This window comes from Methanofollis liminatans DSM 4140 (genome assembly GCF_000275865.1).
Classification (GTDB): domain Archaea; phylum Halobacteriota; class Methanomicrobia; order Methanomicrobiales; family Methanofollaceae; genus Methanofollis; species Methanofollis liminatans.
The window spans coordinates 2,175,723-2,197,274 of the sequence record NZ_CM001555.1; the positions used below are offsets into that span (position 1 = coordinate 2,175,723).

23 protein-coding genes are annotated in these 21,552 nt (G+C 64.0%); 15 read left to right on the forward strand and 8 right to left on the reverse strand.

Annotation, left to right across the window (positions count from 1 at the left end):
• The first annotated feature begins 66 nt into the window (after nt 1-66).
• The 8 genes from METLI_RS10725 to METLI_RS10760 all read left to right on the forward strand — a co-directional run bounded on the left by METLI_RS10725 (nt 67) and on the right by METLI_RS10760 (nt 5,678).
• Nucleotides 67-489 carry a ribonuclease HI family protein gene (locus METLI_RS10725; protein ID WP_004040333.1) on the forward strand — a complete coding sequence of 141 codons (423 nt, stop codon included), beginning with the start codon at nt 67-69 and terminating at the stop codon, nt 487-489.
• Nucleotides 489-761 (forward strand): hypothetical protein, encoded by a 273-nt coding sequence (locus METLI_RS10730; RefSeq protein WP_004040334.1) that lies wholly within the window; start codon nt 489-491, stop codon nt 759-761. Before METLI_RS10725 ends, METLI_RS10730 begins: the two co-directional genes overlap by 1 nt.
• A 23-nt stretch (nt 762-784) precedes the next feature.
• Nucleotides 785-1,291 carry a CRISPR-associated protein Cas4 gene (gene cas4 / locus METLI_RS10735; protein ID WP_004040335.1) on the forward strand — a complete coding sequence of 169 codons (507 nt, stop codon included), beginning with the start codon at nt 785-787 and terminating at the stop codon, nt 1,289-1,291.
• A 3-nt stretch (nt 1,292-1,294) separates the two neighbouring features.
• On the forward strand, nt 1,295-1,744 hold the full coding sequence (gene tsaA, locus METLI_RS10740; RefSeq protein ID WP_004040336.1) for a tRNA (N6-threonylcarbamoyladenosine(37)-N6)-methyltransferase TrmO: 450 nt from the start codon (nt 1,295-1,297) through the stop codon (nt 1,742-1,744).
• A gap of 122 nt (nt 1,745-1,866) precedes the next feature.
• Nucleotides 1,867-2,745 carry an Mrp/NBP35 family ATP-binding protein gene (locus METLI_RS10745; RefSeq protein ID WP_004040337.1) on the forward strand — a complete coding sequence of 293 codons (879 nt, stop codon included), beginning with the start codon at nt 1,867-1,869 and terminating at the stop codon, nt 2,743-2,745.
• On the forward strand, nt 2,746-3,063 hold the full coding sequence (locus METLI_RS10750; RefSeq protein WP_004040338.1) for a hypothetical protein: 318 nt from the start codon (nt 2,746-2,748) through the stop codon (nt 3,061-3,063).
• 186 nt (nt 3,064-3,249) lie between these two features.
• Nucleotides 3,250-4,839, forward strand: a complete 1,590-nt coding sequence (locus METLI_RS10755; RefSeq protein WP_004040339.1) for an FMN-binding glutamate synthase family protein — start codon at nt 3,250-3,252, stop codon at nt 4,837-4,839.
• 95 nt (nt 4,840-4,934) lie between these two features.
• Nucleotides 4,935-5,678 (forward strand): hypothetical protein, encoded by a 744-nt coding sequence (locus METLI_RS10760; RefSeq protein ID WP_004040340.1) that lies wholly within the window; start codon nt 4,935-4,937, stop codon nt 5,676-5,678.
• A 1,112-nt stretch (nt 5,679-6,790) separates the two neighbouring features.
• Here the strand turns inward: METLI_RS10760 and METLI_RS10765 are convergent.
• The 5 genes from METLI_RS10765 to glnA all read right to left on the reverse strand — a co-directional run bounded on the left by METLI_RS10765 (nt 6,791) and on the right by glnA (nt 11,340).
• Nucleotides 6,791-7,120 carry a P-II family nitrogen regulator gene (locus METLI_RS10765; RefSeq protein WP_048104229.1) on the reverse strand — a complete coding sequence of 110 codons (330 nt, stop codon included), beginning with the start codon at nt 7,118-7,120 and terminating at the stop codon, nt 6,791-6,793.
• 12 nt (nt 7,121-7,132) lie between these two features.
• Nucleotides 7,133-8,329: an ammonium transporter gene (locus METLI_RS10770; RefSeq protein ID WP_004040344.1), complete on the reverse strand. Its 1,197-nt coding sequence runs from the start codon at nt 8,327-8,329 to the stop codon at nt 7,133-7,135.
• Between the two features lies 1 nt (nt 8,330).
• Nucleotides 8,331-8,645 carry a hypothetical protein gene (locus tag METLI_RS10775; protein ID WP_004040346.1) on the reverse strand — a complete coding sequence of 105 codons (315 nt, stop codon included), beginning with the start codon at nt 8,643-8,645 and terminating at the stop codon, nt 8,331-8,333.
• Between the two features lie 48 nt (nt 8,646-8,693).
• Nucleotides 8,694-9,890, reverse strand: coding sequence for an ammonium transporter (locus METLI_RS10780; protein ID WP_048104230.1), 1,197 nt, complete (start codon nt 9,888-9,890; stop codon nt 8,694-8,696).
• A 121-nt stretch (nt 9,891-10,011) separates the two neighbouring features.
• Entirely contained in the window at nt 10,012-11,340 is a 1,329-nt protein-coding gene (glnA, locus tag METLI_RS10785; RefSeq protein WP_004040350.1) for a type I glutamate--ammonia ligase, read from the reverse strand.
• 102 nt (nt 11,341-11,442) lie between these two features.
• On the opposite strand from glnA, the gene METLI_RS10790 reads away from it, so the two are divergent.
• The 7 genes from METLI_RS10790 (at nt 11,443) to METLI_RS10820 (ending at nt 18,619) form a co-directional block, all read left to right on the forward strand.
• Entirely contained in the window at nt 11,443-12,492 is a 1,050-nt protein-coding gene (locus METLI_RS10790) for a class II glutamine amidotransferase (protein WP_004040352.1), read from the forward strand.
• Nucleotides 12,492-14,003, forward strand: a complete 1,512-nt coding sequence (locus tag METLI_RS10795) for a glutamate synthase-related protein (protein WP_004040354.1) — start codon at nt 12,492-12,494, stop codon at nt 14,001-14,003. Before METLI_RS10790 ends, METLI_RS10795 begins: the two co-directional genes overlap by 1 nt.
• 2 nt (nt 14,004-14,005) lie before the next feature.
• Entirely contained in the window at nt 14,006-14,743 is a 738-nt protein-coding gene (locus METLI_RS10800; RefSeq protein ID WP_004040363.1) for a GltB/FmdC/FwdC-like GXGXG domain-containing protein, read from the forward strand.
• A gap of 6 nt (nt 14,744-14,749) precedes the next feature.
• Entirely contained in the window at nt 14,750-15,775 is a 1,026-nt protein-coding gene (locus tag METLI_RS10805; protein ID WP_004040366.1) for a Coenzyme F420 hydrogenase/dehydrogenase, beta subunit C-terminal domain, read from the forward strand.
• A 299-nt stretch (nt 15,776-16,074) separates the two neighbouring features.
• Nucleotides 16,075-17,436 (forward strand): ammonium transporter, encoded by a 1,362-nt coding sequence (locus METLI_RS10810; protein ID WP_004040367.1) that lies wholly within the window; start codon nt 16,075-16,077, stop codon nt 17,434-17,436.
• Complete coding sequence (locus METLI_RS10815) at nt 17,437-17,775, forward strand: P-II family nitrogen regulator (protein WP_004040369.1); 339 nt, start codon at nt 17,437-17,439, stop codon at nt 17,773-17,775.
• A gap of 148 nt (nt 17,776-17,923) precedes the next feature.
• Nucleotides 17,924-18,619 (forward strand): type 1 glutamine amidotransferase, encoded by a 696-nt coding sequence (locus tag METLI_RS10820; protein WP_004040373.1) that lies wholly within the window; start codon nt 17,924-17,926, stop codon nt 18,617-18,619.
• A 10-nt stretch (nt 18,620-18,629) separates the two neighbouring features.
• On the opposite strand, the gene METLI_RS10825 is transcribed toward METLI_RS10820, so the two are convergent.
• From METLI_RS10825 to METLI_RS10835, 3 genes are all read right to left on the reverse strand, one after another.
• Nucleotides 18,630-18,908 (reverse strand): ubiquitin-like small modifier protein 1, encoded by a 279-nt coding sequence (locus METLI_RS10825; protein WP_004040376.1) that lies wholly within the window; start codon nt 18,906-18,908, stop codon nt 18,630-18,632.
• 42 nt (nt 18,909-18,950) lie between these two features.
• Nucleotides 18,951-20,726: an aldehyde ferredoxin oxidoreductase family protein gene (locus METLI_RS10830; RefSeq protein WP_004040378.1), complete on the reverse strand. Its 1,776-nt coding sequence runs from the start codon at nt 20,724-20,726 to the stop codon at nt 18,951-18,953.
• A gap of 105 nt (nt 20,727-20,831) precedes the next feature.
• Nucleotides 20,832-21,545: an aromatic aminobenezylarsenical efflux permease ArsG family transporter gene (locus tag METLI_RS10835; RefSeq protein ID WP_004040384.1), complete on the reverse strand. Its 714-nt coding sequence runs from the start codon at nt 21,543-21,545 to the stop codon at nt 20,832-20,834.
• Nucleotides 21,546-21,552 lie beyond the last annotated feature (7 nt).

Consider the following 21,552-nt stretch of genomic DNA (forward strand, 5'->3'; position numbering starts at 1 on the left):
ACATATAGAAGTATGGTTAACCCAACGCATATCTGCCCTGCCTTCCTGTAATGTACAGGAGTCATCATGCCGGAGACCCAGGACCTTGAGATCTACACCGACGGGGCATCCCGCGGCAACCCCGGCCATGCCGCCTATGCCTTCATCTTCGTCAGGGACGGGCGGGCGGTTCTCGAACGGTCCGGGTACATCGGGATCGCCACGAACAACACGGCGGAGTACCGGGCGATCATCGCCGCCCTCGCCGAGGCGGCGAAAGATACAGACGGACCGGTGCGGGTGTACTCGGACAGCGAGCTCGTCATCCGCCAGATCACCGGCGCCTATCGCGTGAACAAGGAGCACCTGCGCGACCTGAAGGACGAGGTGCTCCGCCTTGCCGGGCGGTTCTCGTCCGTGACCTTCGCATCGGTCAGAAGGACCGAGCCCTGGATCGGGCGCGCCGACGAGCTCTGCAACCGGGAACTCGACAGCCGGAGGGGCCGCTGATGGCCGCCGGCGAGGGCGTGCCGGTGATCTCGGCCTCGGAGATCGCCGAATACTCCTACTGCGCCGCATCCTGGCACTTCGAACGCAACGGCCGGTCCACCACCTCTCCGTCGATCGAGCGCGGGAACCTCAAGCACGCCGAGGTGGGGCGCACCCTCACCACGGTCGAGCAGGAGCGGCAGATCTTCTGGCTGCTGACGATCCTGGGCTACGGTCTCCTCGCCCTTGCCCTGATCATCCTTCTCTGGGGGTTGATGCGATCGACTATTTAGACGGCGTCCTGGTCCTCCTGCTCATGGCGGCTGTCGTGCTCATCTTTGCGATCCGGCGGCACTACGCCGCGCAGCAGGTGCGGGACGAGTATGGCATCCCGGAGGGCGAACTGGTCTATGCCGACCTCGGCGAACCCGGCGATGCACTCTTCTCGGAAAACTACCGGATCTCGGGAAAGCCCGACTACGTATTGCGGGACGAGATGACCGGGGCCCATATCCCGGTCGAGGTGAAGAGCGGGCGGGCTAAAAAGCCCTACTGGAACCACATCCTCCAGCTCGGCGCCTACTGCCTCCTGGTCGAGGAGCGCTACGGCACCCGCGTCCCGTACGGGATCCTGGTCTACGGCGACGGGCAGCAGCACCGGATCGAGTTCACCGACGTCATCCGCTCGCAGGTGCTCTCAACGGTGGACGAGATGCGCCGGTGCCTCCAGAGCGGGGCGGTCAGGCGCAACCACAATGCACCGGTCAGGTGCGCGAACTGCGCCTACCGGGCCGAGTGCCGATTCTCTCTTGAAGGAGACTGAAGCATGATGGAACTTGTGCAGATCGGGGTGATCAGGTCCCCATATAAACGTCAGGGCGACGCACCCAGGCAGGGACGCCTTGCCGACACCGAGAGCGAGATCGAGGTCTTCCCCGAATACACCGCCGGCCTTGCCGACGTGGAGCGGTGCAGCCACCTCATCGTCCTCTACTGGCTCGACCGGGCCGACCGGACGATGCTGCACGCCACCCCGCCGGGCCAGACCGTCGCACGCGGTGTCTTTTCGACCCGCTCGCCGAACCGCCCCAACCCGGTCGGCTTCGGAGTGGTCGACCTCGTCGCCGTCGAAGGAGGGACGCTCCGGGTGCGGGGCCTCGACGCCCTCGACGGCACGCCGCTCATCGACATCAAACCCTATTCTTCAGAGGTCGATGCGATCATGGATGTGACGGTCGGCTGGATGAAGAATATGAAGGACAGGCCAGACATCTGATCGGGCGACCGTATCATCCCGGATTCGGGGGCGCAGGATACTGCCTGAATATAAACATTTTAGGAGAACTGCAAACAGATACTTATAGACGTGTTGAGAGCACACGAAATCAGGAGATAATTATGGCACAATCCAGAGAAACGGAGGAGCAGTGCAACGGCAACTGCTCAACCTGCCCGAGCGCCCAGAAAGAAGGGTGCGACTCGCCGCAGAAAGGCCTCCCGCCGAAGGCGAAGATCGACGTCAAGCACGTGATCCTGGTCCTCTCGGGCAAGGGCGGCGTGGGCAAGACGACCGTCTCGGTGAACCTCGCCTCTGCCCTCGCGAACCACGGCAAGACGGTCGGCCTCCTCGACCTCGATATCCACGGTCCCAACGTCCCGAAGATGGTCGGCGCCGAAGGACAGAAGCTGATGGTGATGGGAAACAAGATCGAGCCCATCCGTGTCACCGGCACCCTCTCAGTCGTCTCGATGGAGTTTCTCCTCCCGGACGCCGACACCCCGGTGATCTGGCGCGGGCCGATGAAGATGTCGGCGATCAAGCAGTTCCTCGAGGACGTGAACTGGGGTCCGCTCGACTACCTGGTCGTCGACCTCCCGCCGGGCACCGGCGACGAGGCCCTCACCATCGTCCAGCTCGCACCCAACATCAGGGGCGCAGTGATCGTCACCACGCCGCAGGAGGTCTCGACGATGGACTCGAAGAAGGCGGCAAAATTCGTCGAGAAACTCGACCTCCCGGTCATCGGGATCATCGAGAACATGAGCGGCCTCATCTGCCCTGACTGCGGGAAAGAGATCGAGATCTTCGGCAAGGGCGGCGGCAAGAAGGCGGCCGAGGAACTCGGCGTCCCGTTCCTCGGGGCGATCCCGATCGACCCCGAGATGCGGAAGGCCGGCGACGAGGGCAGACCGTTCATCAACAGGCACGCCGATTCCCCCTCCTGGAAGGCGATCGACGCCGTCATGGAGAACCTGGTCAGGATTGTCGAGGGCTGAATGGATATTGTTCGGGTGCTCAGGGGAACAGGTGAACCCCTCCGTATCTATACGCCGATTGCTGATGTGATCGCCGACATATCCACCTTTCCCGATCTTATCGAATCGATCTATGTCGAGGCGAACGGTCTCTCGGACGAAGAGGCCGACCGCCTCCATTTCGCCCTGATCCGCCTCCAGATCTACGCCGATGTCCACCGCTACGAGAATATGGAAACCTCGCAGCGGATGAAGTATGTCGCCCAGGTGCTGGAAAAACTCATTTTCGGTTCCCTGATGCTGGAAGGCGGGGAACCCGGCGCAATCAGCGCGGAATAACCCATCCTTTTTTTTGTCTGCCTCTCTTTCTGCCATTGGCCGGCTGAAGACCATGGAAAAGATATATATGAGAGATATTTGGAAGGAACTAAATAGTGTGCCATTATAAACTTATCTACTTTGGCGATAGCGCCAAGGCGTCAATGAATCGTTCGCACGAACCACCCTTTTACACTGGGGGAAAACATGAATCTTAGACAACCGAATGCAAACGAAGCAGTCGGGACCTCCAACCGTTCCCGGAACGTCGTCCCGATGTCAGGCCTCTGCACGCGCTGTGTCGATGGCTGTAAGGGCAACTGTGATATCTGGCTCTCCGCCTTCCGCGGCCGCGAGGTCCTCTACCCCGGCCCCTTCGGCGAGATCACCGCCGGTGCCGATAAGAACTACCCGATCGACTTCTCCCACTTAAACATCCAGGGCTATGCCGTGGGCGCCCGCGGCCTCCCCGAGGGCACCGAGATCGGACCGGACACGGCCGTCTTCTCCGCCGTCGACACCGAGACGGAGTACGGCTGGGACATCAAGGTCCCGATGCGCGTGCCGATCTTCACCGGTGCGCTCGGTTCGACCGAGATCGCCCGCGTGAACTGGGAGCACTTCGCCGTCGGCGCTGCGCTCTCCGGCATCACCCTGGTCTGCGGCGAGAACGTCTGCGGCATCGACCCGCAGCTCGAGCGCGACCACAACGGCAAGGTCTCGAAGTCTCCTGAGATGGACCGCCGCATCGAGACCTACAAGAAGTTCCACGAGGGCTACGGCGAACTTCTGGTCCAGATGAACGTCGAGGACACCCGTCTTGGCACGGCCGAGTACGTCGCCTCCAAGCACAACCTGGAAACCATCGAGCTGAAGTGGGGCCAGGGTGCAAAGTGCATCGGCGGCGAGATCAAGGTGAAGTCCCTCGACCGCGCCCTTGAACTGAAGAAGAGAGGTTACATCGTCCTCCCCGACCCGACGAACCCGGCGATCCAGGAGGCCTACAAGGCCGGCGCGATCAAGGAGTTCGAGCGCCACTCCCGCCTCGGTTTCGTGACCGAGGACGGTTTCCTCGCCGAGGTCGACCGTCTCCGCGACATCGGCTTCAAGCGCGTCACCCTCAAGACCGGCGCCTACTCCATGAAAGAACTCGCCATGGCGATCAAGTACTCCTCCGAGGCGAAGATCGACCTGCTGACCATCGACGGCGCACCGGGCGGCACCGGCATGAGCCCCTGGCCGATGATGGAAGAGTGGGGCATTCCGACCTTCTACATTGAGGCGCTCACCTACGAGTTCTGCGGGCGGTTAAAGGCGCGGGGCATCCGCACGCCCGATATCGCCATCGCCGGCGGCATCGCCGACGAGGCGAACGCCTTCAAAGTGCTCGCCATGGGCAGCCCGTACGTCAAGGCCGTCTGCATGGGCCGCGCCCTGATGATCCCGGGCATGGTCGGCAAGAACATCCAGAAGTGGCTCGACGCCGGCGAACTCCCCAAGACCGTCTCGAAGTACGGCTCCACCGTCCAGGAGATCTTCGTCTGCTACGAGGAACTCAAGGAGAAGTACGGCGAGCGCATGTCCGAGATCCCGCTCGGAGCCATTGCGCTGTACACCTACTCGCAGCGGTTCAAGACCGGCATGCAGCAGATCATGGCCGGGAGCAGGAACTTCAGCCTCGCCTCGGTCTCCAGGAACGACCTGATGGCCCTCACCCCCGAGGCCGCCGAGGTTTCCGGCATCCCGTACGTCATGGACGCGTTCCGCGAGGCCGCCGAGGATATCCTCGACGCCTGAACGGACAAATAACAACCAGCAACCGCGTCAGGCGTGCCTTTCCGGCACGCCGCTTTTTTATGCCCGCGCTCCCACCTCTATGCGGTGATGATGCGATGCGCCGCCTGACATGGGAGATGCGTCTTGGAATATTTCTTGTCGCCGCTTCGGCGGTGATTTACACGGCGAAGTTTCTAGTCCTCGGGGACCCGGAGAATACCTATTATTACGTCTTCAACGCCCTCGGTTTCCTGCCGATCAACGTGCTGCTCGTCACGGTCATCTTGAACCAGCTCCTCTCGGTGCGGGCGAAGCGCGAACGGCTTGAGAAGATGAACATGGTGATCGGGACGTTCTTTTCAGAGGTCGGGACGACCCTGCTGGTCAGGCTCTCTGACCGGGATCCGAACCTCCCGTCGATCAAGGAGGATCTCGTGGTCGGAAACGACTGGTCGGACGCCGATTTCGCCAGGGTCAGAACGCGCCTTGAGGGATATTCCTCGGGGGTTACAATCGATCCCGCAGAACTGGTCGTGCTGAAGGAGTACCTGATGAAAAAACGCAATTTCCTTCTTCGCCTCCTGGAAAACCCGATGCTGCTGGAGCACGGGCCGTTCACCGAGGTGCTGAGGGCGGTCTTTCACCTCACCGACGAACTGGATCGGCGGGACGACCTCGCGGGCACCCCGGAGAGCGACCAGAAGCACCTTGCCGGCGACATCAACCGCGCCTACCGGCTGCTGGCGCTCGCGTGGCTGGACTACATGAAGTACCTCAAGAACAATTACCCGTACCTCTTCTCCCTCGCGATGCGGACCAATCCCTTCGACGAGACGGCCTCGCCGGTGGTGAAGGCCTAAGGTCCCCCTTTTTTTCGATTTTATGGCTCTGTCGAAATCCTCACGTTTCCGGATGCGAGCGTGATTCATTCGCCTTCCCCCATCTTCGCGCCGGGGGTTGCACCCCCGGACCCCCGCGTGCGATTGCCCCGAGTGTGCAGGGAGAGGCGAGGTGGAGAATCTATCGGTAAAAAAAGCGGGATGGGCGTGCCGGAATGGTTTGCCCATCCCCGCACCAATCGCATGTGCGGGGGGGTCGGGGGGCGGCCAGCCCCCCCGGGGGAGGCTGCTCGGTTTTCCAGAACTCTTACTCTCCAGGTACGAAGACACAATATAACGAATAGCAAAGTCCGCCTCTGCCCGGGGGTTGCACCCCCGGAGCGCCGCATGCGATTGCCCCGGACGTGAGGATTCGGGCCGGGTGGAGTGTATCTCGATGAAAAATTATGGATAGGCGTGCTGGCGTGTTTTACCGTTCCCGCCTCTATCGTATTTGCGGGGGGACCGGGGGGCAGCAGGCCCCCCGGGAGGAGGCTACTCGATTTTCCTGAACCCTTACTCTACAGATGCGAAGATGTGATGATTTTTCAGGGTGGAGGGGCCACCGCGCCGGGGGTCCTTACCCCCGGACCCCGCGTGCGATTGCCCCGGATATGAGGGGGTTCGAGCGGCGAATCTGCCGGAAAAAATCCTGATGGTCAGGCTGGCGTGGTTTGCCCGTCCCTGCCCTTATCGCATTCGCGGGGGGACCGGGGGGCGGCCAGCCCCCCGGGAGAGGCAGAACCAGATTTCCCGTACGCTCACGCAACACGCGCCTCTGCCCGGGGGTTGCACCCGATTGGGGCGGATTGCCCATGACATGCAGGGAGGGGGAGGCCCGAGCATCTTTCGATGGGAAAATGCCGGATGGACATGCCGGCGCCGTTTGCCCGCCATCGCCCCGGAACATCCCCATAATGTGCGGCGACGGAAGGGCGCAAGGCAGGGGTGCCATGTCCGGAGCATTCTTCTCCGATGCAGGAGGAGATGATCTGCCTGCAGGCGATTGTGAGCGGCAGGAGACAAAAAAAGATGCAGGCCGGGCGTCAGGATCGGCCTTGCGCATTTGTACACTGGGGTGCGAGTGTCCTCTTCTAGATGCTCACCTCCTCGGTCCGGACCTTTGCGGCCATGTCCAGCGGCAGGACGAAGACCTTGCCGTCGCCTATCCTGCCGGTCCGGGCCGCCTCCCTGATGATCTGGACGACGGTCTCGGCAAAGGTCGCCGAAACCGCCATCTCGATCCTGATCTTCGGGATCAGGTCGACGGTCACCGGGCCGCCGCGGGACCGGAGGGCGATGCCCTTCTGCTCGCCCCGCCCCCGCACCTCGGAGACGGTCATTGCCGGGAAGCCCTTTTCCGCAAGGGCTTTTTCCACCTGTTCGAATTTTTCCGGGCGTATCACCGCGATGATCATCTTCATCATCATGCCACCTCACGTGTGGGCCGACTCCCCGTGCTGGGAGATGTCGAGGCCCACATATTCTTCGTCCTCGCTGACACGGAGGCCGAGCGTCCGGTCGACAATCCACGCGAGGGCGTAGGTCATGCCGAAGGCGTAGACGAGCGCCGCACCGGCGTCGACGACCTGGATGACGAACTGGTCGACGTTGCCGTAGAGGAGACCGTCGACACCGCCGACCGCCGCCACCGCAAAGATCCCTGTTGCAATCGCTCCCCAGAGCCCGCCCATGCCGTGGACGGCCCAGGCGTCCAGGCTCTCGTCGAGGCCGCGGCTGAGGCGGAAGAGCATGGCGCCGTAGCAGAGCAGACCGGCAACCCCGCCGATGGCGATCGCCGAGACCGGGTCGACGAAGCCCGCCGCCGGGGTGATGGCGACCAGGCCGGCGATCGCACCCGAGATCATCCCGAGGGAGCTCGGTTTGCCGCGGTACCAGGAGGCGACAAGCCAGGCGATCGCACCCGCCGCCGCCGAGGTGTTGGTGACCACGAAGGCGCTCGCCGCAAGACCGTTTGCCGCAAGGGCGCTGCCGGCGTTGAACCCGAACCAGCCGAACCAGAGCAGGGCGCCGCCGATGAGGGTCAGGGGGATGTTGTGCGGCTCCATCGTATAGGTGCCGAACCCGACCCGGCGCCCGATCACCAGCGCAAGGGCCAGGGCCCCGAAGCCCGAGGAGATGTGGACGACCGTGCCGCCCGCGAAGTCCAGCGCACCGAGGGACGCCGCCCACCCGCCGCCCCACGCCCAGTGGGCGAGGGGATCGTAGACGAGGGTCGTCCAGAGCAGCCCGAAGACGATGAAGGAGCTGACCTTCACCCGCTCGGCCGCACCCGAGGTGACGATCGCAAGGGTCAGCCCGGCAAAGACGAGCTGGAAGACCATGAAGAGCAGGTCGGGGATCCCCTCGCCGTCCATGCCGACCCCTGCAAGGCCGAGGTAGTCGAGCCCGCCGATGAACCCGCCGATATCGGTGCCGAAGGCCAGGGAGTATCCAAAGAGGATCCACTGGAGGGAGACCACCGAGAAGGCGATGAAGGCGAGGGTGATCATGGCGATGATGTTCTTCCGCCGCACAAGGCCGCCGTAGAAGAGGCCCACGCCCGGCGTCATCAGCATGACCATCGCCGTGCAGATCAGGATGAAGGCGGTATCGCCGGCATCGATCGCCATCTCAGATCACCCCGTGGCAGACGGCGCCATCGGTCGCCGCGTCCTCGACCATCGAGCCCTGCCAGAACCCCTCAGCCACCGCGGCCAGGGCGCGGCTCTCCGGGGTGCTGCCCTCAACCGCCTCGAGCCCTGCCGAGATCGCCGCTGCACGGCTCGTTTCCTGCCAGAACCGTTTGGCGACGGCGATTGTGGTGAGGCCGACGTATTCGGCGTCGTCACCCCGGGGCGCAGGGGAGAGGCTGCCGGGATCTCCGGCAGACTGGCTCCCCGCATACCGGGAGAACACATACCCTTCCGGGTGCATCGTTGTCACCATCGTAATCTGGAAGGAAGTTGACTTCCACCATATTTAATTATTTCCAAATTACATCTGGAGCGACTCCCCGTGCTGGGCGATGTCCAGCCCCACGTACTCCTCCTCCTCGCTCACCCGCAGCCCCATCACCCGGTCCACCCCCTTCGCAAGGAGATAGGTCATGCCGAAGGCATACGCCATGGCAGCGAGGGCGCAGACGACCTGGACGAGGAGTTGCCCGGGGTTTCCGGCCAGGAGGCCAGCAGTTCCGCCGACCGCCGCCACGGCGAAGACGCCCGTGGCCACCGTCCCCCAGAGCCCGCCGACGCCGTGGACGGCCCAGGCGTCAAGGCTCTCGTCGAGGCTGCGTTTGATGCGCAGGAGCATCGCCCCATAGCAGAGGAGGCCGGCGACGGCCCCGATGGCAAGCGCCCCCATCGGGTCGACGAAGCTTGCGGCCGGCGTGATGGCGACGAGGCCGCCAATCGCCCCGGAGATCATCCCGAGCGAGCTCGGCCTGCCCCGGTACCAGGAGGCAAAGAGCCAGGCGAGCGCACCCGCGGCGGCCGCGGCGTTCGTGGTGACCAGGGCATTCGCCGCCGCACCGTTCGCAGAGAGCACGCTCCCCGCGTTGAACCCGAACCACCCGAACCAGAGCAGGGCGCCGCCGATGAGAGTCATCGGGATGTTGTGCGGCTCCATCGAGTACATCCCGTAGCCTGCCCGCTTCCCGATCACCAGGCAGAGGGCGAGGGCCGCAAACCCCGAGCAGATCTCGACGGCCATACCGCCGGCGAGATCGAGCACGCCCATTGTCTGCGCCCATCCGCCGCCCCAGGCCCAGTGGGCGATCGGGTCGTAGACCAGGGTCGTCCAGAGCAGCCCGAAGACGATGAAGGAGCTGATCTTCACCCGCTCGGCCGCACCCGAGGTGACGATCGCAAGGGTCACCCCGGCGAAGGTGAGCTGGAACGCCATGAAGAGCAGACCAGGGATCCCCTCGCCATCCATCCCGACACCGGCGAGGCCGAGGTGGTCGAGGCCGCCGATCACCCCGCCGATATCGGTGCCGAAGACGAGGGTGTAGCCGACGAGCATCCACTGCACCGTGACGAGGGAGAAGGCGATGAAGGAGAGAGCGATCATCGAGATAATATTCTTACGCCTGACAAGGCCGCCGTAGAAGAGCCCGACGGCCGGGGTCATCAGCATCACCAGGGCGGTGCTGATGAACACGAATGCCGTGTCGCCCGCATCGATCGCTATGGTCCGCACCCCCCGTGCGGCAGAGCGATGGCGGGCATGAAGTGTTTACCCATATACATCAGTCCAAAAAAGGGAAGGAAAGATCCTTCACCGGGATTTAAAGGCGCGGTTAGAAAAAAATTTAGTACTTGGAAAGGTACTGGTCAAGTTCCCAGGGGTGGACCATCGTCCTGAAGGCGTCCCACTCCATCTCGGCGATCGTGTTAAGGTTCTCAACGATGTGAGGGCCGAGGGCGTTGCAGATGAGCTCGTCCGCCATGAGGGCGGCGTTCGACTCGTAGAGGCTGCCCGGCAGGGTGTCGATGCCGGCCGCCTTCCGCTCCTCGGCATTGAGCTTGAAGATGTTCCGGTCGGCGCTCGGGGGCGGGGTGATCCGGTTCTTCACGCCGTCCAGACCTGCCGCAAGGATGGCGGCGAAGGTGAGGTACGGGTTGCAGGTCGGGTCAGGGCTGCGGATCTCGACACGGGTGCTGTTGCCACGGGGTGCGGGCACACGGCAGAGGGCCGTCCTGTTCGAAGCGCTCCAGGACATGTAGACCGGGGCCTCATAGCCGGGGACGAGACGCTTGTACGAGTTGATCGTCGGGTTTGCGACCCTGGTGATGGCGCGGATGTGCTTCAAGATGCCGCCGATGAAGAACAGGGCGGTCTCCGAGAGCTGGAGGGGCGCGTCCGGGTCGTAGAAGGCATTCTTCCCGTCCTTGAAGAGGGAGCAGTTGGTGTGCATACCGCTCCCGTTGATCCCGTAGACCGGTTTCGCCATGAACGAGGCATGGAGCCCGTTGAGGAGGGCGATCGTCTTCGTGGCGAACTTGAAGGTGACGACATTGTCGGCGGTCTGGAGGGCCGAGCCGTACTTGAAGTCGATCTCGTGCTGGCTCTCGGCCACCTCGTGGTGGGAGGCCTCGATCTCAAAGCCCATCTCGGTCAGGGCGAGGACGATGTCCCGGCGGACGTCCTCGGCGAGGTCGGTCGGGGCCAGGTCGAAGTAACCGCCGACGTCCTGGTACTGGGTGGTCGGCTCCCCGTCGCACATCTTGAAGAGGAAGAACTCGAGTTCAGGGCCGGTGTTGAAGGTGTAGCCCATCGATGCGGCCTCGGCAACGACCTTTTTCAGGGCGAAGCGGGGGTCGCCCTCGAAGGGCTTGCCGTTGGGCAGGTAGACATCGCAGATGAACCGTGCGACCTTGGCCTCCCCCTTCCTCCAGGGCAGGAGCGTGTAGGTGGAGATGTCGGGCTTGAGGACCATGTCCGACTCTTCGATCCGGGCGAATCCCTCGATGGACGAGCCGTCAAAACCAATCCCGTCGGTCAGGGCCTTCTCGGCCTGGATGTGCGGGATCGCGACGTTTTTCGGGTGACCGGTCAGGTCCGAGAACTGAAGGCGAATGAACTTTACGCCGTCCGCCTTGATTCTTTCCAGCATTGCTGCAACCGCGTCTGCTGACATAACGGAAACATGTTTCCACCCAATAGTATATATGATTACTGGTTATATCTTATTGGGTAAGACCGTATCCTATTCCTGAGATCAGGGAGCGGTGGAAATACTATGTGTGGAATTATCAGTGTCGTCGATCGGGCCGGCAACCGGATGGACGGCTCAAAGATCAAACATGCGTTGTCCTTGATGGACGAACGCGGCAGCGGCGAGGGGGCCGGTTATGCGGCCTACGGCGTCTACCCCGAGTATGCGGACTGCTATGCACTCCACATATTTTTTGACAATATTGTCGAGACCAAGGGCGTGGTCGAGGCGCTGCTCCGGACCTGGGGGACGGTCGTGCATGACGAGGAGATCCCGACCTACGAGCAGCCGAACCTGAAGAAGATCCACACGCCGTGGCGGTATTTCTTCAAACCCGACGTTGCACTGATGAGCGGGACCTCCTCCCCCGAGGAGGACATCGTCACCTACCTGGTGATGAAGGTGAACACCACGGTGCCGGGTGCGCTGATCTACTCGTCCGGCAAGAACATCGGGGTCTTCAAGGCGGCCGGATGGCCCGAGGATGTCGCCGATTTCTACCGGATCCAGGACTACGAGGGCTATATCTGGCTCGCCCACAACCGCTACCCGACGAACACGAAGGGCTGGTGGGGCGGCGCTCACCCCTTCAACCTCCTGGACTGGAGCGTGATCCACAACGGCGAGATCACCAGTTACGGCACCAACCGGCGGTACATCGAGAGCTTCGGCTACAAGTGCACGATGTTCACCGACACCGAGGTCGTCGCCTACCTGGTGGACCTGCTCGCCCGAAAGCACGGTCTCGACGAGGAGATGGCCGTCCGGGCGCTTGCGCCGCCGTTCTGGGACGAGATCGACGTGATGCCGGAGAAAGAGGCGACGCTGAACCGGGCGATCAGGCTCACCTACGGCTCGGCGATGATGAACGGGCCGTTCGCCATCGTGGTCGCCAACCACGACGGGATCGTCGGGTTCACCGACCGGATCAAACTCCGGCCCCTCATCGCCGCCGAGAAGGGCGACCGCCTCTACATCTCCTCCGAAGAAGCGGCGATCAGGCGCATGGAGCCCGAACTCGACCGCGTCTGGATGCCTCGCGCCGGCGAACCGGTCATCGGGAGGGTGTACTGATGGCGATCGGGAGCGTGCCTCTTCGGTACCGGATCTCGATCGACCGCGACCGCTGCATGGAGTGCGGCCGGTGCGTCGAGAACTGCCCGTACGGGACGTTCAGGTGGGAAGGAGACCGGATCGTCGTCGACTCGCGCAACTGCACGGCCTGTCACCGCTGCATTGCGATGTGCCCGCGCGATGCGATCACCCTCACCGAGCACCCCTGCGACTACCGCACTCACCCCGTCTGGACGCGGGACGCCAGGGAGTCGATCTACAACCAGGCAAAGACCGGCAAGATCATCCTGGCCGGCATGGGCAATGCCAGCCCCCTGCCGCCGATCTTCGACCGCCTCCTCCTGGACGCCTGCCAGGTCACCAACCCCTCCATCGATCCCCTGCGCGAACCGATGGAGCTGCGGACCTATATCGGGAAGAAACCGTCCAGGTTGTCATTCAAACGGGGCGAGGGCGGAGAGGTCGAACTCCAGACCGAACTCTCCCCGAACCTCAAACTCGACACCCCGATCATGATCGGGCACATGAGTTACGGGGCGATCTCCCTCAACGCCCAGCTCGCTCTCGCAAAGGGCGCCCATGAGGCCGGTACCTTCCTGGGGACCGGCGAGGGCGGGATGCACCCGGCGATCTTCCCGTACCAGGACAACATGATCGTGCAGGTCGCCTCGGGCCGGTTCGGCGTGGACGTGGACTACTTAAACCGCGGCGCCGCCATCGAGATCAAGATCGGCCAGGGCGCAAAACCCGGCATCGGCGGCCACCTCCCCGGCGAGAAGGTCTGCGCCGACGTCTCCTGCACGCGGATGATCCCGCTCGGGAGCGATGCGATCAGCCCGGCGCCGCACCACGACATCTACTCGATCGAGGACCTCGCCCAGCTCGTCCGCTCCCTCAAGGAGGCGACCGAGTGGAAAAAACCGGTCTTCGTGAAGATCGCCGCCGTCCATAACGTCGCCGCCATCGCCGCAGGCATCGCCCGATCGAGCGCCGACGCCGTCGTCGTCGACGGGTTCCGCGGCGGCACCGGCGCCGCCCCGAAGGTCTTCCGCGACCACGTGGGCATCCCGATCGAGGCGGCGGTCTCGGCCGTCGACCAGAAACTCCGCAGCCAGGGGGTCAGGAACGAGATATCGGTGATTGCAAGCGGCGGGATCACGAACGCCGCCGACGTCACCAAGACAATCGCACTCGGCGCCGACGCCGTCTATATCGGGACGGCGGCGCTCGTCGCCATGGGCTGCCGGGTCTGCGGCAACTGTTACCGCGGCCTCTGCCCGTGGGGGATCGCCACCCAGCGCCCTGACCTCGTCGCCCGCCTCAACCCCGAAGTCCAGGCCGAGCACGTCGCAAACCTGATCCATGCCTGGACGATGGAGGTCTCAGAGCTGATGGGGGCCGCGGGGATCAATGCGATCGAGAGCCTGCGGGGCAACCGCGACCGTCTGCGGGGCTACATGCTCGATGAGGGGATGCTGAAGGTGCTCGACGTCAAACCGGTGGGGGCGTGAAGATGGTCGTGCATATCGATGCAGCAGACCTGCACTACACGCCGCTGAACAAACAGATCAGGGCGGCGGTCAGGGACGGCGAGACCGAGATCGTCATCGACCACGTCCTGGGCCAGCGGTTCATCGCCGACGGCCTGGTCGGCGAGGTCACGATCACGGTCAACGGCGTTCCCGGCGGCGACCTCGGGATGCTCATGCGCGGCCCGACGCTCGTCGTCCACGGCAACGCCGACCACGCCCCGGGCAACACGATGGACGGCGGGACGATCGTCGTCCACGGGAGCGCCGGAGACGCCGTCGCCCACTCGATGCGCGGCGGGAAGGTCTTTGTCAGGGACGACATCGGCTACCGCGGCGGGATCCACATGAAAGAGTACGAGGAAAAGCGCCCGTGCCTGGTCGTCGGCGGGAACGCACGCTCGTACCTCGGCGAGTACATGGCCGGCGGGATCGTGCTCGTCCTCCGCATGGGCGAGACGGGGCCGTTCGTCGAACGCGGGATCGCAAGCGGGATCCACGGCGGCGAGGTCTACATCAGGGGCGAGGTCGATGAAAACTGCCTCGCGATCGGGGCGAAGGTGCTCCCCTTCGACGAGGAGCACCGGGCGCGGATCCGGCCCCTGATCGAGGAGTTCTGCCGGCACTTCGGGGTCGATGCCGCCCCGCTGCTCGGGGCGGACTACACCCGGATCGGCCCGGCGAGCGCCCGGCCCTTTGCCGGAAAATACACCTGGGAGTGAGTGGAGATGGCAGAAAAAAGTTACAGGGATCTGAAATCCGAGGTCTGGGACACCGGGCTCTGCGCCCGCTGCGGGGCGTGCATTGCGGTCTGCCCGGCTGACGCCCTCTCCTTTTCGCCGGGGTCGCCGGACCACCCGACGTCCTCGGGCTACTGCAAGATGGAGAACGACGGCGTCAGGTGCGGCGCCTGCTACCGCGCCTGCCCCAGGGTGGAGGGCGGCGAGGTATCGTCCACGCTCCTGGGCGAGTACCTGGAAGCGATCACCGCACGGGCGACCTTCGCCGTTCCGGGCAAACAGAGCGGGGGCGCCGTGACGGCGATCCTGGCCCACGCCCTCGACGCGGGACTCATCGACGCCGTGGTCACGGTCTCGGAGGACCACTGGACGAAGAAACCCGCTTCGACGGTGATCACCCGCCGGGAAGTGCTCGTCGCCCAGGCCGGAAGCCGGTACAACTGGTGGGTGCCGATGCTCGCCGCCCTGAAGGAGGCGGTGATCGTCAGGAAGTACCGGCGGGTCGCCGTCGTCGCCGTGCCCTGCGCCGCCGCGGCGGTCGCACGGATGCGGGAGAGCGACTTCGACCTCCTCGCCCCGTACGGGCGGGCGGTGCGCCTCCTGGTCGGGCTCTTCTGCACGGAGAGTTTCGACTACGGAAAACTGATGGAGGGGAAGATCCGGGGTGAACTCGGGATCGAGCCCTGGGAGGTCTCCCGCCTGGACGTGAAAGGAAAGCTCGAGGTGACGACGACGGACGGCCGCGTCCTCGATATTCCCCTCAAAGACCTCGAGGCCTGCATCCCGTCCGGGTGCCACCACTGCACCGACTTTGCGGCGGTCGCCGCCGACATCTCGGCCGGCGCCGTCGGGAGCCCGCAGGGCTATACGACGCTGCTCGTGCGCACGCCGACCGGGAGAGGGTTTGTCGAGAGCGCCCTTGCCGCCGGCCTCCTCGAGGCGGGCGGGGAGGCCGACCTCGCAAAGGTCGAGCTCCTCGCGAAGAAGAAGAGGGCACGGGGCCGGCAGGACTGAGGTCCGCCCCCCACTCACTTTTTTCCAGAGACAAACGCTCAGTCCCCGCATACCCACGGCAATTCGCGGTGCGGGGGTCCGGGCAACAGATTCTCCACACCCACACTTTTTCGCCTCCATAGCGCGAGATTCTTCCCCCGCTCCGAACTCCTTTTCCCACCGGTTTTCGATCCCCATGCATCTTTTATATAGTTTGCATCCGCCCTTCCTCCTGTCTGCGGGCAGGATGGAATAGATATATTTATAAATCTAAGAAGGAAACATCTTTCCAACTCCTCGCAGACAGGAGCAGGTGAAGAATGATGAAACGGCAGCATATTATGTGGGCGCTTGCGGCGCTCTGCGTGATGCTTCTCATCGCCGCCCCGGTGGCGGCGGCGGACCCCTCGGGGGAAGAGACGATCGCAGAGAACCCCGGAGCGGCCCTTGACTTTATCTGGGTACTGATCTGTGGCTTCCTCGTCATGTTCATGCAGGCCGGGTTCTCGATGGTCGAGACCGGCTTTACGAGGGCCAAGAACGCTGCCAACATCATGATGAAGAACATGATGGACTTCTCCATCGGCGCCCTCTCCTACTGGGCGGTCGGTTTCGCCATCATGTACGGCACGATGCAGGGCATGGACTGGCTGATGGGATGGTCGGGCTTCTTCCTGATCGGTGACGCCTACGACGTGACCACCATCGAGTCATGGTTCTTCCAGATGGTCTTCGCCGCCACGGCCGCCACGATCGTCTCGGGTGCGGTTGCAGAGCGGTGCAAGTTCTCGACCTACATCCTGGCAAGCGTGGCGATCACGGCGCTCATCTACCCGCTCTACGGCCACTGGATCTGGGGCGGCGGCTGGCTCTCCGGCCTCGGCGCCCTCGACTTCGCGGGCTCGGGCGTCGTCCACGCCCTCGGCGGCTGGGTCGCCCTCGCAGGTGCGCTCCTGCTCGGCCCCCGCATCGGGAAGTACGCAAAGGACGGCACGCCCCGTGCAATCCCCGGCCACTCGGTCACCCTGGGCATCCTGGGTGTCTTCATCCTCTGGTTCGGGTGGTACGGCTTCAACTGCGGCTCGACTCTCGTGGGCGACGAACTGAGGATCTCGGTCATCGCGGCGAACACCACCCTTGCGGCGGCGGCGGCGATGCTCACGGCGATGGCCTTCACGTGGCTCTGGCACGGCAAGCCCGACGTCTCGATGACCGGCAACGCCGCCATCGCGGGTCTCGTCGCCATCACCGCCGGGTGCGCCTGGGTGAACCCCCCCTCGGCGGTGCTGATCGGTGTGATTGCCGGCATCCTGGTCGTCGTCGGCGTCTGGTTCCTCGACTGGAAACTGCACATCGACGACCCGGTCGGCGCCATCACGGTCCACGGCATCAACGGCGCATGGGGCCTGATCGCCCTCGGGATCTTCGCGGACGGCACCTACGGCGGTGTCGCCGGCCTGCTCTTCGGCGGGGCAGACTTCTTCACCGCACAGGTGATATCCACCGTGGTGAACTTCGCGTGGGCGTTCGGCATGGGCCTGCTCGTCTTCGGCATCCTGAAGATGACGCTCGGGATCAGGGTCTCCGCGGCCGAAGAGCAGCAGGGCCTGGACCTCGGGGAGCACGGTATGTCCGCATACCCCTACTTCGTGGCCACCGAGCCCGCAATGGAGGCTGAGTAAATGAAAAAGATCGAAGCGATCATCAGGACGACGAAATTCGAAGAGGTAAAGGCGGCCCTTGAAGGCATCGGGATGGTCTCCATGACCGTCACCGAGGTCAAGGGCCGGGGCCAGCAGAAGGGGATCAAACAGCAGTGGAGGGGCGCCGAGTATATCGTCGACCTCATCCCCAAGACCAAGATCGAACTGGTGGTGGAGGACAGCAAGGTCGACATCGTGATCGTGACCCTGGCCGAGGCCGCACGGACCGGGCAGATCGGCGACGGCAAGATCTTCGTCATCCCGGTGGAGCGGACGATCAGGGTGCGGACCGGGGAGGAGGGCGACAGCGCCCTCTAAACCTCTCCCCCGGCATTACACCTCGCACGCCCCACCTCTCCCCGGGAGCACCCATATCCATCAATTCCATGGTCCTCCCTCATCCCGGGGATCTTTTTTGCCTTCAGGCAGGATCGTTCCAGGACAACACACGAAAACACGGTGAACCATGCATGCAGCATTGATCCAGCACATCGCCTGCGAAGGTCCGGGCCCCCTCCTCGCGGAGATCCTCGAAGAGCGAGGGATCTCCGCGACGGTCGCACGGATGGACCGCGGCGACCCCGTCCCAAAGGACGCGGACCTCATGATCGTCCTCGGCGGGCCGATGAACGTCTATGAAGAAGAGCGCTACCCCTACCTCGCCGACCTCGATGCGGCGATCCGCACCTTCGTCCAGGACGGCGGGCACTACCTCGGGTTCTGCCTGGGCGGGCAACTCCTGGCGAAGGCGCTCGGCGGTCTGGTCATGCGAAACCCGGCCCCGGAGATCGGGCTCTTCCCCCTCGCCCTGACGCGCGAGGGGACGAAGGACCCCCTCTTCGCCGGGGTGCCGCGGACCTTCCCGACGATCGAGTGGCACTTCGACACCTTCGCCGTCCCGCCGGGCGCCGAACTCCTGGCGACCTCGCGCTCCTGCAAAAACCAGGCCTTCAGGTTCAAAAACGCACTCGGGCTCCAGTTCCACCCCGAGGTCACCGTCGAGATGCTCGAAGAATGGGTGGCGGTCTACGAGACCGACCTGCAACGGGTCGGTCTGCCGCCGCAGGCGGTGACCGGGTATGCCGGCGGGTGGCGCGACGAACTGGAGCGCCTCTCCCGCCGGATCATCGGGAACTTCCTGGAAGGCGCCGGTCGGGGGTGACGGCGCCCCTTCACCCCCCGCCCGCCGGCGGGAAGAGGGCGACGAGATCGCCCTCGTGGAGCGGGGTTGAGAGGCCCTGGAGGAAAGAGACGTTTCTCCCGTTGAGCAGGATATTGACATACTGCTTCAGCACGCCCGGCGCCGAGAAGATATCCCCGGCAAACCCGGGATGCCGCCCGGTGAGCACCGCCAGCAGGTCGGCGACGGTGGCGCCGTCCTCGATCACGACCGTTGCCTGCGGCTCCATCCATCGCCGAAAGGTTGCAAACGCCTTTACCGTCACCTGCATCAGATCATCTCCCCGCCCGGGCGCGGGACGTCCATCTGCACCTCAGTCGAGCCCGAGTTCCTTTAACTTCTCCGGCGTCGGCACGCCCTCCGCGTCCCAGCCGCGCAGCGCGTAGTACTCGTCGAGCAGGCGACCGGGCTCCCAGACCCGGCCTTTCGGCGCCAGATCCTGCAGGGGCTCGGTGAGCAGGCGCTCCGGGAGCGTGTCGTCCGAGCGCGTATAGCCCGCCCCGATGTTGAAGACCTTCTGGAGGTTCCAGATCCGCTCGCCGGTCCTGAGCAGGGCGTCGGCGTCCATTGCCATCCCGGTCGTCGCCGTCACCAGGTCGGCATAATCCTGTGCATCGAGCGCGAACGAGGTGAAGAGGCACATCCCGGAAGCGTCGATCGCCGCCGTGAGGTCCTGGAAGATCTTCACCCATCCGGCCTTCCCCTCGCTCACGTAGGGGTCGAGTTTCTCGGGCGAACCGAGCACCTCGGGGGCGATCAGGTAGCCGTAGACATGGTCCCCGCCCCGCACCGAGGTGGCGTACGAGAGGCCGTGCCCCTGCAGCCCCCGCGGGTCATAGGCCGGCAGGTCCTGTTTCTTGACGCTCATCGAGAGTTCGGGGTGACCGTGCCGTTCAGCAAAGCGGTAGGACCCGTCGGCGAGTTCGGCCCCGAAACCCTCGCGGTAGCCGATCTGCCTGACAAGGTCGAGGAGACCGTCCACCTCGCCAAACTGCGGCCCCTCGTCGATGAACCCCTTCTCGCGCATCTCCATCGCGCAGGCGATCGCCCCCGGCGTCCCGATCGCATCCAACCCGAGGCGGTTGCACTCCCAGGAGGCCTTCGTCACCAGTTTGATATCGTCGTTGTCGATATCGGCGCCGAACGCCCAGACCGGTTCGTACTCCGGCCCCTCGTGCACCTCGCCGTCGATCTCGCAGACGCGGCTGCACTTGACGATGCAGGCGTAGCACCCGGCGTTCTTCTTCAAGATCGTCTCTGCAATTCTCTCGCCCGAGATCCCCTCGGCACCCGCAAAGTGCCCGCTCTGGAAGTTGCGCGTCGGGAGGATCCCATTCTCGTTGACGATGTTGACGAGCACCGAGGTGCCGTACTTCGTCAGCGCCTCGCAGATCCCGTTCTTCTGGATCTTCTCGCGGATCCGCTCTTTCACGGCGTTGAGGCGCTCCTGGTCGGCCACGCCGATCGGGAGGTTCCCGGTGGCGACGAACGCCTTGAGGTTCTTGGACCCCATCACCGCCCCGAACCCGTTCCGCCCGGCCGCCCGGTCGTCGTCGTTCATGATGCAGGCAAGAAGGCTCTGCTTCTCGCCGGCCGGGCCGATGCACGCCACCTTCGCCTTCGGGTCCCCGAGGTCGGCGAGAAGAGAGGCGGTCGTCTCATAAACATCCTTGCCCCAGTAGGGCGAGGCATCGCGGAGTTCGGCCGCACCCTCGTTGAGGAAGAGATAGACCGGCTTCTCTGACCGTCCAGAAATAACCGCCGCATCGAACCCAGCCTTCTTGATTTTCCAGCCGAAGGTCCCGCCGCTGTTCGCGGAGGCGAGGGTCCCGTTCAGGGGCGACTTCGCGCTCACCTCGTACCTGCTCCCGAGCGGTATGCCCGTCCCGGTGAGCGGGCCCGAGGCGAGGACAAAGACGCTTGCGGGCGAGAGCGGGTCGATGGTCGGGTCCACCCGATCCGCGACGATGCGGGCGCCAAACCCCCTTCCGCCAAGGTACTGGCGTTTCAGGTCGTCGGGGGTCGGGCCTATCTCGACCGTGCCCCCGCCGAGATCTGCATAGACAATCTTTCCGGCATATCCGTCCATGGGTATCACCAGAGGGACTGATGGCGGGAGATGAGATAAAGATTGTTCAGAAAATCTTGAACTCTTTTCATCTCCACGAAGGTGCCAATCCGGCACCCCGCAGCCTCACCACAACCACACGTTCCCGATGGAATAGAGGCCGAACGCAATGAACACCACGGCGACACCCTCCTTCACCCAGAGATCAAACGCCTGCGCCCGCTGCATCAGCCGCGCCGCCTGCCCCACCCCGCGGACGAGCAGCAGAGAGACCAGAATGACCGGCAGGGCCGTTGCAACGCCAAAGACCGCCGGCACGACGATGGCGTCGCCGGTGTTCAGGGCGATGGGAATGAGCATCCCGAAGAAGAGCACGGCGCTGAACGGGCAGAAACTGAGTGCGAACAGAATGCCGAGAACAAAACTCCCTGCAACTCCTTTCTCAGAAAACCACTCCATAAGGGAGGTAAGCCATCTCCCACCTCCCGGCAGGTTGATCTCGACGAGATCGAGCATCAGGACGCCGAGGAGGAGGAGCAGCGGCCCGAGGAGCATCTCACCGTAGTCCTGGAGAAAGAAGGAAGCGGCCTGCACATTCAGGCCCGCATAGACGATCGCCGCTGCGATGGCCACGTAAGCGACCGTTCTTCCGGCACCGTAGAGCGCCCCGACCAGGAGGGTGCGGCGACCGGTATCGATCCGGCGGGAGACATAGGCGATGGCGGTGATGTTGGTTGCGAGCGGGCACGGGCTCATCGCCATCATCAGCCCGATAAAAAAAGCGGCGACGACGGGGATGCCGCTCATCCCCATCGCCTGCATAAAACCCATAACGTCCATGACGATC

Coding starts and splice junctions, on each gene's coding strand:
- METLI_RS10750 (WP_004040338.1), top strand. CDS start 2,746: ATGGATATTGTTCGGGTGCTCAGGGGAACAGGTGAACCCCTCCGTATC.
- METLI_RS10795 (WP_004040354.1), top strand. CDS start 12,492: ATGGCGATCGGGAGCGTGCCTCTTCGGTACCGGATCTCGATCGACCGC.
- tsaA (WP_004040336.1), top strand. CDS start 1,295: ATGATGGAACTTGTGCAGATCGGGGTGATCAGGTCCCCATATAAACGT.
- METLI_RS10725 (WP_004040333.1), top strand. CDS start 67: ATGCCGGAGACCCAGGACCTTGAGATCTACACCGACGGGGCATCCCGC.
- METLI_RS10830 (WP_004040378.1), bottom strand. CDS start 20,726: ATGGACGGATATGCCGGAAAGATTGTCTATGCAGATCTCGGCGGGGGC.
- METLI_RS10745 (WP_004040337.1), top strand. CDS start 1,867: ATGGCACAATCCAGAGAAACGGAGGAGCAGTGCAACGGCAACTGCTCA.
- METLI_RS10770 (WP_004040344.1), bottom strand. CDS start 8,329: ATGGCGATCGATGCCGGCGATACCGCCTTCATCCTGATCTGCACGGCG.
- glnA (WP_004040350.1), bottom strand. CDS start 11,340: ATGTCAGCAGACGCGGTTGCAGCAATGCTGGAAAGAATCAAGGCGGAC.
- METLI_RS10805 (WP_004040366.1), top strand. CDS start 14,750: ATGGCAGAAAAAAGTTACAGGGATCTGAAATCCGAGGTCTGGGACACC.
- METLI_RS10775 (WP_004040346.1), bottom strand. CDS start 8,645: ATGGTGACAACGATGCACCCGGAAGGGTATGTGTTCTCCCGGTATGCG.
- METLI_RS10825 (WP_004040376.1), bottom strand. CDS start 18,908: ATGCAGGTGACGGTAAAGGCGTTTGCAACCTTTCGGCGATGGATGGAG.
- METLI_RS10810 (WP_004040367.1), top strand. CDS start 16,075: ATGATGAAACGGCAGCATATTATGTGGGCGCTTGCGGCGCTCTGCGTG.
- METLI_RS10820 (WP_004040373.1), top strand. CDS start 17,924: ATGCATGCAGCATTGATCCAGCACATCGCCTGCGAAGGTCCGGGCCCC.
- METLI_RS10790 (WP_004040352.1), top strand. CDS start 11,443: ATGTGTGGAATTATCAGTGTCGTCGATCGGGCCGGCAACCGGATGGAC.
- cas4 (WP_004040335.1), top strand. CDS start 785: ATGGCGGCTGTCGTGCTCATCTTTGCGATCCGGCGGCACTACGCCGCG.
- METLI_RS10760 (WP_004040340.1), top strand. CDS start 4,935: ATGCGCCGCCTGACATGGGAGATGCGTCTTGGAATATTTCTTGTCGCC.
- METLI_RS10755 (WP_004040339.1), top strand. CDS start 3,250: ATGAATCTTAGACAACCGAATGCAAACGAAGCAGTCGGGACCTCCAAC.
- METLI_RS10800 (WP_004040363.1), top strand. CDS start 14,006: ATGGTCGTGCATATCGATGCAGCAGACCTGCACTACACGCCGCTGAAC.
- METLI_RS10835 (WP_004040384.1), bottom strand. CDS start 21,545: ATGGACGTTATGGGTTTTATGCAGGCGATGGGGATGAGCGGCATCCCC.
- METLI_RS10815 (WP_004040369.1), top strand. CDS start 17,437: ATGAAAAAGATCGAAGCGATCATCAGGACGACGAAATTCGAAGAGGTA.
- METLI_RS10730 (WP_004040334.1), top strand. CDS start 489: ATGGCCGCCGGCGAGGGCGTGCCGGTGATCTCGGCCTCGGAGATCGCC.
- METLI_RS10765 (WP_048104229.1), bottom strand. CDS start 7,120: ATGAAGATGATCATCGCGGTGATACGCCCGGAAAAATTCGAACAGGTG.